12 protein-coding genes are annotated in these 18416 nt (G+C 63.1%); 7 read left to right on the top strand and 5 right to left on the bottom strand.

Going from position 1 to position 18416, the window contains the following annotated elements:
• Entirely contained in the window at positions 1 to 2808 is a 2808-nt protein-coding gene (locus KSW38_RS22455; RefSeq protein ID WP_216927368.1) for an aminotransferase class I/II-fold pyridoxal phosphate-dependent enzyme, read from the bottom strand.
• A 17-nt stretch (positions 2809 to 2825) separates the two neighbouring features.
• Positions 2826 to 4277, bottom strand: a complete 1452-nt coding sequence (locus tag KSW38_RS22450; protein WP_254186826.1) for an amino acid permease — start codon at positions 4275 to 4277, stop codon at positions 2826 to 2828.
• A gap of 388 nt (positions 4278 to 4665) precedes the next feature.
• Between KSW38_RS22450 and KSW38_RS22445 the strand changes: the two genes are divergently transcribed.
• From KSW38_RS22445 to KSW38_RS22425, 5 genes are all read left to right on the top strand, one after another.
• Positions 4666 to 6282, top strand: coding sequence for a PucR family transcriptional regulator (locus tag KSW38_RS22445; RefSeq protein ID WP_216927366.1), 1617 nt, complete (start codon positions 4666 to 4668; stop codon positions 6280 to 6282).
• A gap of 4 nt (positions 6283 to 6286) precedes the next feature.
• Complete coding sequence (locus KSW38_RS22440) at positions 6287 to 7198, top strand: glutaminase (RefSeq protein WP_216927365.1); 912 nt, start codon at positions 6287 to 6289, stop codon at positions 7196 to 7198.
• Positions 7199 to 7342: 144 nt separating this feature from the next.
• A complete protein-coding gene (cobA, locus tag KSW38_RS22435) occupies positions 7343 to 8620 on the top strand; it encodes a uroporphyrinogen-III C-methyltransferase (RefSeq protein WP_216927363.1) in 1278 nt (425 codons plus the stop codon).
• Positions 8621 to 8723: 103 nt separating this feature from the next.
• On the top strand, positions 8724 to 10190 hold the full coding sequence (locus KSW38_RS22430; protein ID WP_216927361.1) for an FAD-dependent oxidoreductase: 1467 nt from the start codon (positions 8724 to 8726) through the stop codon (positions 10188 to 10190).
• 79 nt (positions 10191 to 10269) lie between these two features.
• On the top strand, positions 10270 to 11649 hold the full coding sequence (locus KSW38_RS22425) for an MBL fold metallo-hydrolase (RefSeq protein WP_216927356.1): 1380 nt from the start codon (positions 10270 to 10272) through the stop codon (positions 11647 to 11649).
• A 72-nt stretch (positions 11650 to 11721) separates the two neighbouring features.
• Here KSW38_RS22425 and KSW38_RS22420 read toward each other — a convergent pair whose 3' ends face one another.
• From KSW38_RS22420 to KSW38_RS22410, 3 genes are all read right to left on the bottom strand, one after another.
• Positions 11722 to 12402, bottom strand: coding sequence for a FadR/GntR family transcriptional regulator (locus tag KSW38_RS22420; RefSeq protein ID WP_216927355.1), 681 nt, complete (start codon positions 12400 to 12402; stop codon positions 11722 to 11724).
• Entirely contained in the window at positions 12399 to 13682 is a 1284-nt protein-coding gene (locus tag KSW38_RS22415; RefSeq protein ID WP_216927353.1) for an MFS transporter, read from the bottom strand. The genes KSW38_RS22420 and KSW38_RS22415 overlap by 4 nt, the downstream gene beginning before the upstream one ends.
• Before the next feature lie 77 nt (positions 13683 to 13759).
• Positions 13760 to 15202 carry a PucR family transcriptional regulator gene (locus KSW38_RS22410; protein WP_216927352.1) on the bottom strand — a complete coding sequence of 481 codons (1443 nt, stop codon included), beginning with the start codon at positions 15200 to 15202 and terminating at the stop codon, positions 13760 to 13762.
• A 146-nt stretch (positions 15203 to 15348) separates the two neighbouring features.
• On the opposite strand from KSW38_RS22410, the gene KSW38_RS22405 reads away from it, so the two are divergent.
• Both KSW38_RS22405 and gabT read left to right on the top strand, forming a co-directional pair.
• A complete protein-coding gene (locus KSW38_RS22405) occupies positions 15349 to 16779 on the top strand; it encodes a gamma-aminobutyraldehyde dehydrogenase (RefSeq protein WP_216927350.1) in 1431 nt (476 codons plus the stop codon).
• A 54-nt stretch (positions 16780 to 16833) separates the two neighbouring features.
• Positions 16834 to 18189: a 4-aminobutyrate--2-oxoglutarate transaminase gene (gabT, locus tag KSW38_RS22400; RefSeq protein WP_216927348.1), complete on the top strand. Its 1356-nt coding sequence runs from the start codon at positions 16834 to 16836 to the stop codon at positions 18187 to 18189.
• Positions 18190 to 18416: the final 227 nt, after the last annotated feature.

The following is an 18416-nucleotide window of genomic DNA, read 5'->3' as shown; positions in this document are numbered from 1 at the left end:
CTACGAAGCGGCGGGCAACCGACCGATGCCCGCCGCTTCAACGGCAGTCTCCGTAACACCAGCTTCCGAGGAGCCGGACCCCGAAACCGCAGACCCGTCCACGAAGACCCGGTAGCCACGTTCGTGATCGAAGCCATGGATCTCGCGGGTGTCCAAAGCAGCCATGAACTCCAAAGTTTGCCGCGTGATGACCTGGCCTGGGACAAGGATAGGGAAGCCGGGCGGGTACGGCGTGACGAAGCCAGCGGAAATGACTTCCTGCCCAGCCCGAACCGCAAGGGCCAATTCGTCGGCGGACAAGTAGGCCGTGGATTCGGGCTTGTAGCTTTCGAAGTAGGCCGCGCGAATGTCGCCGTCTTCGCAGGCATCGTCCACACGGAACCGCGCCGCGAACGTGCTGAAGTCCGGGAGCGGTGGTGTCTGCGCAACCACCGCTGATCCTCCGGCCTGCGGCGATGCAGGCGAAAGCACGGGCACTGTCCGAGGTCGCGACGAGGGATGCGGGTTCTCGAATCCCTCGGCGAGTTTGACCAGGACCTCGATCAAGTACGCCACGGAACTTCGCGAGGTACCGATGTTGGTCATGAACAACACAGTGTTCCGGGACGTCTTGTTCACTTGGATTCCGTGATCGTCCATGAGGTAGCTGTGGCGGAACGAGTCGCCGTCGATTCCTGTCCTGCTGATGTCCAGCGTGAGGCGGCTGGGATCAATAACGAACTCATCGCGCTGCCAAGCGTCCTCAAGTTCCGCCAATCCCTCCCGCAGCGGCATGGCGGCACGGGTTTCGCGGTATTGGGGCTCAATAAGGTCCCGTGAGGTCAACACCCGGAAGTATTTCTTCAGCAGTGGATGCCGTGCGACTGCTTGTGCCACCGAGACGGCGAGGTCGGACTGCTTCTGGACCAACCCAAAACCCTCCAACTCCACCTGTCGCCGGCCAATGTCCAGGGAAGCCAGGATTTGGTAGTTGGGTGAGGTGGAGGTGTGGGTCATGTACGCCTCGCGGAAGGACTCCTGGTTGGACGCCATGAAGTCTTGGTCGTACACATGGATCATCGAACCTTGGCGCAAGGACGTCAGGGTCTTGTGTGTTGACTGGGTGGCGTAAACCCTGATGCGCGCCTTGGCAGCGTTGGGAATCAGCCGCCTGTTCAGCCATGCCTCGTCATCAAGGGGTTCACCGGTTACGGGGTCATGCAGGGCCGCAGCTTGCTCGGCGTACCGGGCCGCGTAGGCAGGGCTGCTGAAGGAGGCTTCCAGTGCGGCTGCTGAAGCCATTGCCGTTCGACGCCGGTAGATGGGGTGGGAGCGGGCGAAAGCAAACCATGCCTCATCCCAGAGGAAAACGAGGTCCGGTTTGATGGCCAGGCATTCCTCCATGACACGCTCGACGTCGTAAACGATTCCATCAAAAGTGCAGTTGGTCAGCGTCACCATTTTGACTTCGTGCAGCCGTCCGGCCCGCCGGTACTCAAGCAGCCTGCGCTTCAAACTCGCCAAGGGCACAGCGCCATAGAAGGCGTATTTGTCCAAGGGGTAGGCATCCAGATATGAAACGCGGGCCCCGGCGAGCACGAAGGCGTAGTGGTGGGACTTGTGGCAGTTCCGGTCAACCAGCACAACGTCACCAGGTGCCAACAGTGACTGATGAACGATCTTGTTGGCCGTGGACGTGCCATTGGTAACGAAGTATGTTCTCTGCGCTCCGAAGGCCCGGGCAGCGAGGTCCTGCGCCTGCTTGATGGATCCATGCGGGTCCAGCAGGGAATCGAGGCCGCCGGAAGTTGCCGACGTTTCTGCCAACAGTAGGTTGGTCCCGTAAAAATCGGCCATGTCCCGGATCCAAGGGGAGTTCCCTACGGATCCACCACGCGAAATGGGCAGCGCGTGGAAGACGCTTGCAGGCCGGCGGCTGTAATCCTGCAGGGCGGTGAAGAACGGAGCTTCGTATCGTTCTGCAACCCCGGACAAAACTGACAAGTGCAGGTCCAGGTGATCCTGCCTGCGGAAAATCCTGCGAAACTTCCTGGTCAGTGATCCGGCCAGGGACTCGATGGAGACACCCGCCACCAGGTAGACATCCAACTCGGGCCTGAGACCGGATATCTCCTCGGCCAGCCCCAGGATCCGTTTGACGGGCCGCAAGGCCTGGAGGCCTTCGGGAGTGTGCCCAGCCAGGAACCGGCGGAGGTCGCTGCCCAGCTGCTGGGAGCTGCGAACGGAAAAGCCCGGGCGCAGGATCACGGCCTGGATATCTGGATTAAGCAGGACGGCGACCAGCGCGTCTTCGTAGCTCGGAACCACATTGATTTCGTAGGTGAAAGCATCCGATGGGCGCCGCTGGGCTGCCATGTTGTTCTTCAGCGCCTCCGCTTCCTGGGGCGTGATGTTGTCCACCACCAGAACCTCGAAGCGAGGACGCTCAGCCTGCTCGGCTTGTGCAGCGTCGTCCTCCAGCGACTCCTGGACAAGCCCGGAAACTGAACCTTGCTCCGCTCCGGAAGCCAATGGAAGGTGCGCCAAACCGGCCAGAAGCTCGAGCGCTGCGTGGGGGTCGCCGTCGTCGACTAATTGGCGCAACTGTGCCACAGCGGCAACGCCCGGTTCTGCCCAGTAGGGCTCCACGGCGTCCAAGAGGGCAAAAGTCCGGCTGATCTGGGAGTGCAAACCCGAGTCGGACGATCCGGACTGACGGTCCAAGTCCAGCTGCTTGATGGCATATCCCAGGAACTCCCAAGCATCGGCGCGCGACCTCCAGGCGCGGCTGGGCGTGCCAATTTTTGGAAGGGGGGAGAGGGTGCTCATGTGACGTGTTTTCTCTTTCAAACTGAGGGCGGGTTCAAAGCGGACTGCTCATTACGGATTCGGCCACGGTGGGCATACCAGCCGGCCACCAGCAGCGGCGCCAGTACCAGCAGGGAAGCGAGCACCCATCGGCCCGTCTCCGAGAAGCCCATGGTGACCAGGACAAAGGCCAGGAATCCGAGGGTGAGATAGGAAGTAAAGGGGGCGCCGAAGAGTCGGAACGCGGGCCTGGCCACTTTGCCGCTGCGCACCCAAGACTGCAACTTGATGTGACAGAGCATGATGGTGGCCCAACCGCCGATGATGCCCAGCGCGGAGACCTCGAGCACGATTTCAAAGACCTGCGAAGGAACGATGGCATTCAGGCCCACGCCCATCAAGGTGACGACGGCAGTCAGAAGGATGCCGCCGTAAGGGACACCGGAAGCGCTGATGCGGGCGGTAAAGCGGGGAGCTGAGCCCTTGATTGCCATGGAACGCAGGATCCGGCCGGTGGAGTACAAGCCAGCGTTGAGGCTGGAGAGGGCGGCGGTCAGAACCACGAAGTTCATCACGGAGGCCGAGATCGCGCCGGCCTGGGGATCGCCAAGGTGCGAGAAAAAGGTCACGAACGGCGATTCACCGGACTTGTAGGACGTGAAGGGCAGCAGAAGCGAAAGCAACAGGACGGAGCCGACGTAGAAAATGCCGATACGGAGGACCACCGTGTTGACGGCTTTGGGCATGACCTTGTGCGGGTTGGCGGTTTCGCCGGCGGCGGTGCCCACCAGCTCAACAGCTGCGTACGCGAAGACGACGCCGCTGATCGCCAGGAGCGGTGCCACCGCTCCGGTGGGGAAAAGGCCGCCGTTTTCGGCAATGACGTTCAGGCCGGGAACGCCCACATCCGTCCGGCCACCAAGGACAATGAAGCAGATTCCGACGACGAGGAAAGCCACCAGCGCGCCCACCTTGATGAGGGCGAACCAGAACTCCATCTCGCCGAAGATCTTCACGGACAACAGGTTCAATGCCAGCACCACCACAAGTGCGATCAGGGCAATGAGCCACTGGGGGACGTCGTTAATGGGTTGCCAGAATTGGCCCCAAAACTTCACGTACAGGGCCACAGCGGTCACATCCACGATTGACGTCATGGCCCAGTTCAGGAAGTACAACCAACCAGCCGTGTAGGCCATTTTCTCGCCGTAAAACTCACGGGCATAGGAAACGAACGAGCCTGAGGCCGGGCGGTAGAGAACAAGCTCACCCAATGCGCGCAGTATGAGGAAAGCAAAGAATCCGCACACCGCGTAGACCAGGACCAAGGCCGGGCCTGAACCATTGAGGCGGCCGCCGGCTCCCATGAACAGCCCCGTACCGATCGCGCCGCCGATGGCGATCATCTGGATCTGGCGGGGCTTGAGGGTCTTCCGGTAGCCCGATTCTTCCGTTGAGAAATCCTGGCCTGGCTCCTGGGAAACAAGCAGGGGGCCGGCCTCGTCGGACCGGTCGGGCGCAGCAGAATGCGCTGAAACTGACGTGGGTATCACTTGGGGGTCTCCTTTGACTCCGGCGCCGCCGTCGGCAGCTCAACAGTCCCAAATGGCACAGACGTGCTGTGTGCGCTGGCGCGACGCACAGCGTTTGTGGCGTTGGGGACAGTCAATAACTCTAGATCTCAGGCGAATCCCGCAAATTGGCTGGCGAACCAAATTCAGGGCCCGGCTCTTGTGCCAGCTGGACAACACTGGTGTCCTGAAGGCCCGGTAATGTTTCTGGCTGTGCGCGATTGCGCAGGAGCATGGGCAGGACTTCTTCAATGGCGAAGGACGTCCGGTTGACCCGAATTGAATACGAGAGGAAGCGATAGCTTCGTTGAAGGCCCTGGATATTGACGACGACGGCGTCGTCACCTTGCTGAGCGACGTACTTGAAGACCTGGGCGTGGACAACGCACGGTTGTTGCTTGCTCCGGACACGGACAACATGACGGTTCGTGAAACCGTCATTGTGGATGCAGAAGATGAGGATGCCACCCGTCCTGGGTCCTTGGTGATGCTCATCGGCGCCCGTGGACGTGTGGCGCTGCCGGCAATCCGCCGGATTATCAGCAGCCGGCCCACCGCTGTGGCAGTCAAGGGCAACGAACGTGAACTCGAAGCCGTGGCTGAACTGCTGCAATCCACCGGTATCGGATTGGTGGCAGTGGCCCCCGGCCTTCGCTGGGACAAGTTCGAAAGCGTCGCCGTGGACCGTATCCGGGAACGCGGTGTATCCGGGGGGAACCCCACCACGGTGCACAGGGACTTGTTCGCCATCGCCCAAACAACCGCAACCCTGACCAACGGCCACGTGGTCATCGAAGATCCAGGAAACAGGGTCCTCGCCTACTCCCCGGCATCCAACGATGTTGATGAGCTCCGTCGCCTGTCCATCCTTGCGCGGCGCGGACCGGAGCGGTACCAGAAACTCCTCAAGGAATCAGGCGTCTACAAGCACCTTCAGGCAACCGAGGAACCGGTCCATGTGGAGGCCAACCCTGATGCCGGCCTTCGGGAACGCGTGGCGATTGGCATCCACGCGGGAAGCCGGGTGATGGGCTACATCTGGCTGCAGGAAGGTGCCGAGCCGTTGGCGCCGAACACTGACAGGCTGATGATCGGTGCTGCCCGGCATGCCGCGATTGAACTGGTGCGCCACAGGAACCAACAATCCCAATCGATGCGCGAAGACCGCGTGTCCAGCCTGCTCAGCGGTACGGCACAAGTTCACTCGCAGGCCCAGTCGGCGGGCATCGACCCCTCCAAACCTGCTGCCTTGGTGCTGATTTCGGCGGGCGGGCTGGACCAGAGCGCCCCGGGGCAACAGCTCCGCAGGGGTGAGCTCTCCAATCTCGCATCCATCCACGCGGCCGCCTACCGTCCGGGAGCAGTGGTGGGAGCCCTGGGCACGGAAACAGCGATCATCCTGCCCGATCTGGACCCGGTGAAGTCCCTGCCCGCGATCAACCGGCTGGTCAACACGATCGTGCGGGACGCCACCACGCACCTGCACTTCCAGGTCCAAGCCGCCGTGGGCCCGATTGTTCCGCGGTTAGACGCCCTCTACGCCACGCTCGACCACGTCCGCAGCGTCCTCAAAGTGCTGCAGAGCACTCCGTCGATCCGTGTTGCGTCCTACCGGGATGTCGAAACCACGGTCCTCACCAACGAGTTGCTGGATCTGCTGGAAACCCGGAAAGGGCTACGGCACCAAGGCATAGCGAAGCTCTGCGACCGATACCCGGAGTTCGCTTTGACGCTGCTCACGTACCTCGAATTCTTTGGCGACGTGAACCGCTGCGCGGAGGAACTGGCCATCCACCGCAACACCGTCCACTACCGGCTCCGACGCGCCTGCGAAGAGGCTGGCCTGGACCTGCAGTCCGCGGACGAACGATTGCTTGCCCACCTCCAGATAAGACTGTGGACCTACGCAGAGGCCAGGAGCTAGAACCTTGGACATCCAGAATCTCCTCGACGACATCGTCGGGGCAGTACAGCCGCACGTCGGACAAGGCAACGTTGCCGACTACATTCCGCAGCTGGGAGCCGTAGACCCCCACCAGTTCGGCATCTCCATCGCAACCCGGGACGGTGACGTCTACTCCTCAGGGGACGCGCATGTGCCCTTCTCCATCCAAAGCATTTCCAAGGTGTTCGCGCTCGCGTTGGTGTTGGCCTTCGACGGCGATGGCATCTGGAAGCGCGTCTTCCGTGAACCTTCGGGCAACCCATTCAACTCGTTGATCCAGTTGGAGAGCGAGGACGGGATTCCACGGAACCCCTTCATCAACGCCGGCGCGATCGTCGTCAGCGACCGGCTCCTCAGCGTCACGGGAAGCGCAGCCCTGGCTGTCCGCGACCTGATGCGCCGCGAAACCGGCAACTCCACTGTGGCCGCGGACCACTACGTGGCGGCGTCAGAACTCCGCAACAGCCACCGCAATGCCTCCCTTGCCCACTTCCTGGCCAGCTGCGGCAACCTGGAGAACCCCGTGGAAGCCGTCCTCGAGTCCTATGTGGAGCAGTGCGCCCTGGCCATGACGTGTGAAGACCTGGCGCTTGCAACCCGGTTCCTGGCCGCGAACGGCGTAGGAGCGGACGGCACGCGGTTGCTGTCCCCAGCCCAGACCAAGCGGATCAATGCCGTCATGCTCACATGCGGGACTTACGACGCCGCCGGTGAATTCGCATATCGCGTGGGCTTGCCTGGAAAGAGCGGTGTTGGGGGCGGGATCGTCGCAGTGGTTCCCAACAAATGCGCCATCAGTGTCTGGAGCCCGGGACTTGGGCGGTCCGGCAATTCGGTGGCAGGTGTGGCTGCCTTGGACGAATTCACGACGCGCACGGGCTGGTCTGTTTTCTAGAGGCATGGGTTTTTAACGGCACGCGTTTCCTGACGTTTGCCCAAGGAAACAAGGGATGAAGCGTATGTGACGCTGGATTACCCAGCGTTACCGGGTGTTTCCGAGCCTTTGAAGCATGTTACGGCGCCGCCCTACAGTTTTTTCATGGCAATACAGGACATTTACCCCACGGCGCTGCGGCTGCTTGGCCGCCCGGTGCTGGTTGTGGGCGGCGGACCGGTCGCGGAGCGCCGTGCCAAGGGACTGCTCGACGCCGGTGCGAAAGTTACCGTGGTCGCTCCCGTTGCCTCCGAAAACCTCCGCGGACTCGCCGATGCCGGACTCCTCACCTGGGAGCCGCGCGAGTACCGCACGTCAGACCTCGACGGCGTCTGGTTCGTTCAGACCGCCACGGGCACTGCCGCTGTGGACACCCAGGTAGCAGCCGACGCCGAAGCGCAGCGCATCTGGTGCGTCAACGCCTCGGACCACGAATCATCAGCTGCCTGGACGCCCGCAGTGGCCGTGGTGGATGACGTCAAGATTGCCATCAATGCAGGGGGAGACCCACGCCGCGCCATGGCGCTCCGCGATGCTGTTGCCACTGCCTTGGAAACCGGAGACCTGCCGCTGCGTCGTCACCGCAAGCCGGACGCTGCTGGCAAAGCGCCTGCCGGTTCTGTTGCGCTCGTAGGCGGCGGCCCTGGCGACTCGGGACTCATCACAGTCCGGGGTCGACGCTTGCTGGGCCAGGCCGACGTCGTGGTTGCTGACCGTCTTGGCCCGCGTGGGCTGCTCAAGGAACTGGCTCCGGACGTCCGCGTGATCGAGGTCGGCAAGACGCCGGGCCACCATCCCGTACCGCAGCTTGAGATCAACCGGATCCTCGTTGACGAAGCCCTCAAGGGCAACCGCGTGGTCCGCCTCAAAGGCGGCGACCCCTATGTCCTTGGCCGCGGTGGCGAGGAAGCAGAGTTCTGCCGACAGAACGGCGTCGAGGTTGAAGTGGTGTCCGGTGTGACGTCAGCCATTTCGGTTCCTGCCGCTGCAGGTATTCCCGTTACGCATCGCGGACTGGCCAAGGGTTTCAGCGTCGTGACCGGTCACGAAGAGCTTTCCGAAGTGCCGGCCCGGCCGGATCACACTGTGGTGTTGCTCATGGGAGTGGCGCAATTGCGCGATTCCGCGGCTGCCCTTGCTGGCTCGGGTCTGCCTTTGGACACTCCAGTGGGTATCGTTGAGAACGGGTATTTGCCGGACCAGCGCGTCACCATCGGCACGTTGGGAACCATCGCGGACCAGGCTGAGGCCGTCGGCGTGGCCAATCCCGCGGTCATAGTGATCGGCGATGTTGTCCGTGTCAGCCCCTTCGCCCCACAGCATTTCAAGACCGCTGATTACAGCACGATTTCCCCCAACCGTCCCCGCGTCCGCACCAACTAAGCCCCCTTACCCAACTAGGTCGCACTTAAGCGCGTTTTGAGCCCTCAAAACGCGCACAGCTGCTACTTAGTTGGGAGGACTGAGAAGAAGAAGGAACACAGCCGTGTCAATTAGCACCCCCGTAGGTTCTGCGGACCGTCCGCTTCGCGTCGCCGTCATCGGCTCCGGCCCTGCCGGCGTGTACGCAGCAGACATCCTGACCAAGAGCGAAGCCGTCAAGAGCGGCGAACTCAACGTCAGCATCGACCTCTTTGACCGCTACCCGGCACCGTACGGCCTCATCCGCTACGGCGTCGCCCCGGACCACCCACGCATCAAGGGCATCGTCAACGCCCTGCACAAGGTCCTGGACCGCGGCGACATCCGCTTCTTCGGCAACGTTGACTACGGCACGGACATCTCCATCGAGGACCTGCGCAAGCACTACGACGCCGTCATCTTCGCAACCGGCGCTATCAAGGATGCGGACCTGAACATCCCGGGCATCGAGCTTGAGGGTTCCTTCGGCGGCGCCGACTTCGTCTCCTGGTACGACGGACACCCGGACGTTTCACGCGAATGGCCGCTGGACGCCAAGGAAATCGCCGTCCTCGGCAACGGCAACGTTGCCCTTGACGTCGCCCGCGTCCTCTCCAAGCACGCTGATGACCTCCTGGTCACCGAAATCCCGGACAACGTTTACGCCGGCCTGAAGAACTCCCCGGTCACCGACGTTCACGTCTTTGGCCGCCGTGGCCCGGCGCAGGTGAAGTTCACCCCGCTCGAACTCCGCGAACTCTCGCACTCCAAGAACGTAGACATCATCCTCTACGCCGAGGACTTCGAATTCGACGAAGAGTCCGACCGCCAGGTCCAGACGAACAACCAGACCAAGACCATGGTTGGCACGCTCACCAACTGGATCGCCGAGCAGCCCGAGGACCTCTCCGAGCTCAAGGCCTCCCGTCGCCTGCACCTGCACTTCTTGCACAGCCCGGTTGAGATCGTTGACTCCCCGGAAACTCCGGGCAAGGTTGCCGGCATCAAGTTCGAGCGCACCGAGCTGGATGGCACGGGCAATGCCCGCGGCACCGGCGAGTTCGTCGACTACCCGGTCCAGGCCGTTTACCGCGCTATCGGCTACTTCGGTTCGGCCCTGCCGGATGTCGAGTTCGACCACAAGAAGGGCGTCGTGACCAACGACGGCGGCCGCGTCCTGGACGCCGACGGCCAGCACGTGCCGGGCCTTTACGCTACGGGTTGGATCAAGCGTGGTCCCGTGGGCCTCATCGGCCACACCAAGGGCGACGCCCTCGAGACCGTTACGTACCTCTTGGAGGACCGCGAAAACCTGCCGTTCGCCGAGATTCCTGCGGCAGACGCCGTCGTGGATCTGCTCGACTCCCGCGGCGTGCAGTTCACCAGCTGGGAAGGCTGGCTGGCTCTGGACGCCCACGAGCTCGCGCTCGGTGCAGCAGCCACCGAGGCCGGCGGCTCCCACGGTGTTGAGGTCACGCGTGAGCGCATCAAGGTTGTGCCGCGCGAGGACATGGTCAACATCTCCCGCGACGGGGTCTCCGCCCAGGTCTGAACCAACGCGGGGTCACTTACAGCCCATTCCGGGTCTTCGGATGGGCTGTAAGTGACCCCGCGTTGCTTTAACCTGAGGTATGGACGTCGTCGTCATTGAAACGCCCCAGTTGGGGGACCGGAGCTACCTGGTGCATGACGGCAGCGTTGCCTTGGTGATCGACCCCCAGCGGGACACCGATCGGATAGAGGCGGCAGCGAGGGAAGCCGACGTCCGGATCACCCACGTGGCTGAAACCCATCTTCACAACGACTACGTCACCGGCGGTCTGCTGCTCGCAGAGGCGCACGGTGCTGCATACCTGGTCAATGCCGATGACCATGTTGAATTCAACCGCGTGCCCGTCTCTGACGGACAGGTGCTTCACGTCGGCCGGCTCACCGTGAACGTGGTTGCCACGCCTGGCCACACGCACACTCACCTCTCGTACGTGGTGCGGGAGGACGCGCACGACGGCGGCACTGAGGCTGTGTTTTCCGGCGGCAGCTTGCTCTACGGTTCAGTCGGGAGGACGGACCTGGTGTCTCCTGATGACACTGCAAAGTTGGCCCACGATCAGTACTCTTCCGTCCGGCGCCTTGTTTCCTCGGCATCGCCGGACGCAGCGCTTTATCCAACACACGGATTCGGTTCCTTTTGCTCCGTGGGGCCCTCCAGCAAGGTGAACGCCTCAACCATTGGCCAGCAAGCCGCCGCCAACCATGCCCTGACTGATCCCAACGAGGACCATTTTGTGGCCGAGCTGTTGGAGAACATCACAGCCTATCCGGCCTATTACGCGCACATGAGCCCCCTCAACGCCGCTGGCCCCGGTGTAGCGAACTTGCAGGTGCCTGATTCCGTGGACGCCGCAGAGCTGAGCCGTCGCTTGGGAGCGGGGGAGTGGGTGGTGGATCTGCGGCACAGAGTGGCTTTCGCGGACAGCCATCTCCAAGGCAGCGTGAGCTTCGAGTACGGGCGGGGCGATAACTTCACCAGCTACCTCGGCTGGGTGATCCCGTGGAACCAACCCCTTACCTTGCTGGGCCCGTTGGATGAGGTGGAGAAGGCGATCCGCGACTTGGCGAGGATTGGCATCGATGGTCCGGATGCCGCCGTCGGGCCTGATGCCACGGTTCTGAACCTTGGTGCGCTGGCACCTGACCATCCCCGGGCGAGCTACGAGCACGGGGACTGGGCTGCACTCTTCAAAGACCGGGAGCCTGAGGACGTGGTGCTGGATGTTCGCCGCCCCGAGGAATACAAGGCGTCGCACGTCAAGGGAGCGCTCAACGTTCCGGTCTATGAGTTGCTTGGCAGGATCACTGAGCTGCCTGACGCCAGGATCTGGGTGCACTGTGCCACGGGATACCGGGCGAGTGTCGCGGCGAGTCTCCTGGACCGGGCCGGGCGCGAGGTGGTGCTGATCAACGCGAAGTTCAGGGACGCTGCCGGGGTGGGAATCGAGACTGTGTCATAGCGGGCCCGGTGATCCGTTGCAGGCCCGCTATCTCGTGGTTGGGCAACAACGGATTAGCGGGCTGGCAACGGACTAACGAGGGGTCTTGTCTGCGCAGAAATCCAGGTTCTCGTAGACGGTCTGGACAGCGGCGTCGGGATCGTGTGCTTCCAACGCGTCCACGAGGTCGTCATGGCCTTCCCGGGGGATGCCGTTGAAGCCTTCCTTGCGTTGCTGCCGCAGGAGATCGTTGTGGAAGACCCCGCCAAAGGAGACATAGAGCTGATGCAGCAGCGGATTCCCTGATGCCAAGGCAACACGTTCATGGAATTCCCAATCTGCGCGGGCCCACGTGGGGTAGTCCTCCGACAGCCAAGCGTCATGGCGCAGAGCCAGGAGGCGGCGCATCTCGGCCAAGTCTTCGGCTGTGGCGTGCTTGGTGGCGAGGCGGGCCGCCTGGGTGTCCAGGCCGAGCCGCACTTCCACGATGTGTTCCTGAGTGTGCTCCAAGTACATACGTTGGGCCGCGCCGGACATTTCACTGTTGGCCCGCACGTATGTGCCGTCACCGCGGCGGACTTCGAGCATGCCCGAGTGCGCCAATGCCTTGATGGCCTCGCGGAGGGTTCCCCGGGAAACGCCCAGGGTTGCCATGAGTTCAGGCTCTGCCGGGATGCGCTCCTGGAGCGGCCATTCGCCTGATTTGATCATGTCCCGCAGCTTTGCGGTGATCTCCTCGGCGAGGGCCGGGCGATGCGAAGGGGTCAGGGTCATGCTGTCCTCGGTCCGGTCTTGGTAGCAGTGCGCTTGCTCGTGAGCATGTGGCAGGTAACCATGAGCGCCACAGCCACGATGGAGAGCAGGCTCATTGGCAGCGCCCAGCCGCCCGTTGCGCTGTGGAGCAGCCCCATGCCAAAGGGGCCAATTGCCGCAATCAAGTATCCCAGCGATTGGGCGATCGTGGAGAGCGCGGTGGTTTCCGCCGTCGACCGTCCGCTGCGGCTAATGATTACCAGGACCAACGGGAAGATGCCCAACCCGAAGCCGAACAGCACAGCAGGCACAACTGCCAGCGACGTCGGCAGCCAGACCATGGCGGCAATAGCAACCAGCGTGGAGCTGCTTGCGAGGTAGAGTGCAGGCCGCAGCATTCCGGGCCTGGAGCCGAAGGCGAGCAGGATCATGCCTGCGGCCACGGAGACCAGCTGCATGACGCCAAACTGCAGACCGCTTTCGGAGGCGCTAAGGCCCTGAGACGTGAGGATGTAGGCGAACCAGCTCATCACGGCGTAGGCGAGGAAGGCCTGGAAGGTGAAGATGGCCGTGATCAGGATGCCCAGGCGAGTGCGGAGGAGGGGCCACATGGATACGCGCGGACGATCCGTCCTGGTGGAGTTCCGGTGCGAGTGCAGGACCACTGGCAGGAAGCCCAGCAGTGCTGCGACGCCCAGGATTCCCCAAGCGGCAAGACCCATCGACGGCGAACCAAGCTGCTGCGCCAAGGGAACGCTGACGGCCGCTGCGAAGGTGGCGCCACCGGACATCGTGAATGTGTAGAGGCCGGTCATCATGGAGGTCCGGTCGGCGTAGTGCTCCCGGATGAACGACGGCATGGCCACGTTGCACACGGCAAGTCCGGACATCGCCAGGACTGTTCCGCCAAGGAGCGCTCCGGTGGCCGGTATGCCACGAACCAGTAGACCCCCGGCCAGCAAGGCCAAGGCAATCGCAATGGCCTTCTCCACGCCCACCCGGCGGGTTAGCCACGAGGTCCCCATCCCCGCAACCGCGAAGCACAGCAGCGGAATCGAGGGCAGGATCGATGCCACCAGCGCGCCGTAGCCCAGCACCTGCTGCAGCTCATGGAACAGGGCCGCGGCGCTGGTGATGCCGGCGCGCAGGTTCAGCCCAATCAGTACCACGGCGATGATTCCGACGACGGCGACGACGCGCGTCTTAGGTGCCTGCGCAGCGGGAAGGGCGCTCGCCGCAGGGGCAGGAGAGATCGTAGGGATGTTTCCTGTGGTGGGGGTAAGAGGGGTCGTCGCAGCCATATCTAAAGGTTAGACGTTTGACGTCTAATGTCTACACTTTTGTGGTGAACCTCTCCACGGGCTTCACAGCAGCGTACTTACCGCGGGTTTCGCGAACCCAGGCGCTGCACCGCCAAGGCGAGCCAAAGCTGCACGCGATCCTGCGTTTGGGACGGGTCATAGCCAGTCAGCTCGGTGATCTGGGCCAGCCGGTACCGCACGGTATTGCGGTGCAGGGTCAGGGCTTCGGCGACGGCGGCGACGGACCCGTTGTGGTTCAAGTAGCTTTCCAGCGTGGCTACCAGTTCAGCACCGTGGGCGGCATCGAACTTCCTCAATGGTGTGAGCGACTCGCTGGCCATGTCGGCCAAGGGGACATCCTCGCTCGCCAGCAGGAGGGATGTGAGGCTCAGCCGTTCGGGCTCGTTGACCGGTAAGCCGTGCGCCACGGCGTCGCGCGCTTCAAAGTAGCTCCAGCGCAGGCCGTTCGGCTTGGTGTAGGCGCCGCCGATTCCGATCACGGCGTGGATCCCGGCCTCCTGCAGGTGGTCGCTCAGGCTCTTGGCCAAGGCCGTCGCGGAGCTTCCGTCGTCGGTGATGACGGTGACCAGATCCTTCCCGACGACGGCGCTGACGCCGGCTTCCAGCGCTTGGGGCAGCGAGATGTTCACCAGTTGTTTATGGTGTGCCGTGGACTCCGCCACGAGCACCACGTTCTTCCGGGTGCTGTTGATTCCAACGCCTGCCAAACGGCGGGCAGCTTCTATGGTTTCCAGGGTCCCGTGGATGACGTCGTCCAGAACCTGTCCAGCCATGGCGCGCTGGGCCTGCCGCTGCTTGACCATGTTGTTCAGCTCCACGCTGATGAGGTTCTGCGCGTAGCTGACGATCCCCGAGTCCACGAACGGCTGGCGCAACCACAGTGTGCAGGCATCCCTGCGGCCGGTGGGGATCGGGTACGAAGCCCAGCCATCCGCCGTCGGGGCCGGTTTTCCGGGAACGCTGTTGTAGAGCTGCGCGCTGAACTGCGTGAGCACAACATCAGTGCGCAGCATGCTGCCCAACTGTTTCAGGAGCTCGCCCAAGCCGCCGCCAGTGAGGAGTGACCGGGCCAGGATCTGGTGTCCGGCCAGAAGCCGTTCCAGGTTTGAGTAGTGGTCAGCTGAATGTGACTCGGCGACGAGCTTTCCGATCGCGATAAAAGGAATCTCGTAAGGCACTTCAACCAGGGGCAAACCCCAACGGTTGGCTTCGGCGATGAGCGCCTCCGGAACGGACTCGTGGGTGAGGCCGATGCCGAAGCCGATGCCCACCGCACCTGCCCGCTGGACCTGCCGGACGAATCGGCGCTGGTCGGCGGCACTCTTCAGGCGCAGGCCCGTGGTGAGGACCAATTCCCCGCCGCTAAGGAAGCGCTGTGGATCCTCCAGCTCGGTTACGGCCACCCAACTGATGTCCTGGGTCCAGGTTGCTTCTGCGCTGCCTGTTTTACGGAGCTTCAATGACGGGACAGCGACGAGCGAAGAGAGGGACATTGCCATGGTTACAAGCGTAACCCGGCGCTGGTCAAGCGCACTAAGGAGGGTATGCCGGTGTGTGCAGCTGACTATTCCTTGGACCACTCCGCTGGCATAGGCTCTGATCAGCTAAAACCCATGCCCCAGACACCGAAAGAGGGTTGCACACCGTGGTTCAAACCTTGCAGAACTTCATCAACGGCGAATTCGTTACGCCGGCAGGTACGGGTCTCCTGGACATCGTGAACCCCACCAACGGGGAGATCGTTGCCAAGTCGCCGATTTCGGTGCAGGCCGATGTTGACGCCGCCATGACTGCAGCCAGCGAGGCCTTCAAGACGTGGAAGCACGTTACGCCGGGCCAGCGCCAGCTCATGCTGCTCAAGCTCGCCGACGCCGTGGAGGCCAACAGCGAAGAACTCGTTGACGCCCAGCACCGCAACACCGGTCAGGTCCGTTCCCTGATCGCTTCCGAGGAAGTTGCCGCCGGCGCAGACCAGCTCCGCTTCTTCGCCGGTGCGGCACGCATCATGGAAGGCAAGTCCGCCGGGGAATACTTTGAGGGCCACACCTCCTTCGTTCGTCGCGAACCCATCGGCGTCGTTGCCCAGGTTGCCCCTTGGAACTACCCGTTCCTGATGGCCATCTGGAAGATCGGCCCCGCCCTCGCAGCCGGCAACACCGTTGTCCTCAAGCCCTCGGACACCACCCCGGAATCCACTCTGGTGCTGGCACGCCTCGCCGGTGAAATCTTCCCCGCCGGCGTGCTCAACGTTGTCCTCGGCACCGGCGAAACCGGCGCGATGATGGTCGACCACAAGGTGCCCGGCCTCGTGTCCATCACCGGTTCCGTTCGCGCCGGCATCGCGGTGGCCAGCGGCGCAGCCAAGGGCCTCAAGCGTGCACACCTGGAACTTGGCGGCAAGGCTCCGGCCATTGTCTTCAAGGATGCCGACATCAAGAAGAGCGCGGCGGCCATCGCCGAGTTCGCCTTCTTCAACGCGGGCCAGGACTGCACTGCCATCACCCGTGTGCTGGTGGAAGACTCTGTCCACGATGATGTTGTGGCAGCAATGGTGGAGCACACCAAGACCCTGCACACTGGTTCGCAGAACGACGAAGAGAACTACTTCGGCCCGCTGAACAACGTGAACCACTTCAACGCCGTCACTTCGGTGGTGGAGCACCTGCCGGCCAACTGCAAGATCGAAACCGGTGGCCACCGCGCAGGCGAGAAGGGCTTCTTCTTCGAGCCCACCATCATCACCGGCGCCAAGCAGACCGATGACATCGTGCAGAAGGAAACCTTCGGTCCGGTCATCACCGTCCAGAAGTTCAGCACGGAAGCCGAAGCGCTCGAGCTGGCCAACGACGTCGAATACGCCCTGGCGTCCAGCGTCTGGACCACCGACCACGGCACGGCCATGCGCATGAGCCGTGACCTGGACTTCGGTGCCGTCTGGATCAACACCCACATCCTCCTGACGGCAGAGATGCCCCACGGCGGCTTCAAGCAGTCCGGCTACGGCAAGGACCTCTCCATGTACGGCGTTGAGGACTACACGCGCATCAAGCACGTGATGAGTGCATTAGATGCATAACGCATTCGCGTAACCCGTACCCCCACCACAGCTTCCCAGAAAGGCCAATTCCCCATGACCACTACCGCGAATGAACTCTCGTACCGCATCGAGCAGAAGCGCAACATCAACGGCGCCTTCCCCGGCCCCAAGTCGCAGGCACTGGCCGAGCGTCGCGCCGCCGTCGTTGCTGCCGGTGTCGCCTCCGGCGTCCCCGTTTATGTTGAAGACGCCGACGGCGGCATCATCCGCGACGTCGACGGCAACTCCTTCATCGACCTCGGCTCGGGCATCGCCGTGACCAGCGTCGGCGCGTCCGATCCCGCCGTCGTCGCCGCTGTCCAGGAAGCTGCTGCGCACTTCACGCACACCTGCTTCATGGTGACCCCGTACGAGGGTTACGTAGCTGTGGCCGAGCAGCTCAACCGCCTCACCCCGGGCGACCACGCCAAGCGCACCGTGCTGTTCAACTCCGGCGCTGAAGCCGTGGAGAACGCCGTCAAGGTTGCACGCCTGGCTACCGGCCGCGACGCAGTGGTTGCCTTCGACCACGCCTACCACGGCCGCACCAACCTGACCATGGCGCTGACTGCCAAGGCCATGCCGTACAAGACCAACTTCGGCCCGTTTGCGCCCGAGGTCTACCGCATGCCCATGAGCTACCCGTTCCGTGAAGAGAACCCGGAGATCACCGGTGCCGAGGCTGCCAAGCGCGCGATCACCATGATCGAGAAGCAGATCGGTGGCGACCAGGTTGCCGCGATCATCATCGAGCCCATCCAGGGCGAAGGCGGCTTCATCGTCCCGGCCGAAGGTTTCCTCCCGGCACTGTCCGCATGGGCCAAGGAAAAGGGCATCGTCTTCATCGCCGACGAGGTTCAGTCCGGCTTCTGCCGCACGGGTGAATGGTTCGCCGTTGACCACGAAGGTGTTGTCCCGGACATCATCACCATGGCCAAGGGCATCGCCGGCGGCCTCCCGCTGTCCGCGATCACCGGCCGCGCCGACCTGCTCGACGCCGTTCACCCGGGCGGCCTCGGCGGCACCTACGGTGGCAACCCGGTTGCTTGTGCAGCCGCCCTCGCTGCCATCGACACCATGGAACAGCACGACCTCAACGGCCGCGCCCGCCACATCGAAGAGCTCGCCCTCGGCAAGCTCCGCGAACTGGCGGCTGAAGTTTCCGTAGTTGGCGACGTCCGTGGCCGTGGCGCAATGCTGGCCATCGAGCTCGTCCAGCCGGGCTCGAAGGAACCGAACGCCGAGCTCACCAAGGCCGTTGCGGCTGCCTGCCTCCAACAGGGTGTCATCATCCTGACCTGCGGCACTTACGGCAACGTGATCCGCCTGCTCCCGCCGCTCGTGATCAGCGATGAGCTGCTCATCGACGGCCTCGAGGTCCTCGCTGCAGCCATCAAGGCTCACGCGTAAGATTTTCACGCTGTATACAAGGAGGGCCGGGATTCCCGGCCCTCCTTGTGCGTTAACGGGCCGAGCGGCGAGTTCGCCGGAACGCGTCCAGACCGCTGGAGCTACCCTGTGTGTCAGGCTGCTGTGTGACAGTTTGTGTGTCGCTCGTGGCCTGACGTGCGGGGCGGGGAAAGGTCCGTTATGGATTTTGTTGTCCCGTTGCGTGCTTCGAAGCGGAGTCACTTCAC

It is taken from the genome of Paenarthrobacter aromaticivorans (assembly GCF_019038615.1).
In the GTDB taxonomy this organism is placed as follows: Bacteria; Actinomycetota; Actinomycetes; order Actinomycetales; family Micrococcaceae; genus Arthrobacter; species Arthrobacter aromaticivorans.
This window is presented reverse-complemented; position numbering and strand designations above follow the sequence as displayed.

Bases quoted from the DNA above. Each gene is read 5' to 3' on its own strand.
- gabT (WP_216927348.1), top strand. From the start codon at position 16,834: ATGACCACTACCGCGAATGAACTCTCGTACCGCATCGAGCAGAAGCGC.
- KSW38_RS22420 (WP_216927355.1), bottom strand. From the start codon at position 12,402: ATGACCCTGACCCCTTCGCATCGCCCGGCCCTCGCCGAGGAGATCACC.
- KSW38_RS22410 (WP_216927352.1), bottom strand. From the start codon at position 15,202: ATGGCAATGTCCCTCTCTTCGCTCGTCGCTGTCCCGTCATTGAAGCTC.
- KSW38_RS22425 (WP_216927356.1), top strand. From the start codon at position 10,270: ATGGACGTCGTCGTCATTGAAACGCCCCAGTTGGGGGACCGGAGCTAC.
- KSW38_RS22415 (WP_216927353.1), bottom strand. From the start codon at position 13,682: ATGGCTGCGACGACCCCTCTTACCCCCACCACAGGAAACATCCCTACG.
- cobA (WP_216927363.1), top strand. From the start codon at position 7,343: ATGGCAATACAGGACATTTACCCCACGGCGCTGCGGCTGCTTGGCCGC.
- KSW38_RS22455 (WP_216927368.1), bottom strand. From the start codon at position 2,808: ATGAGCACCCTCTCCCCCCTTCCAAAAATTGGCACGCCCAGCCGCGCC.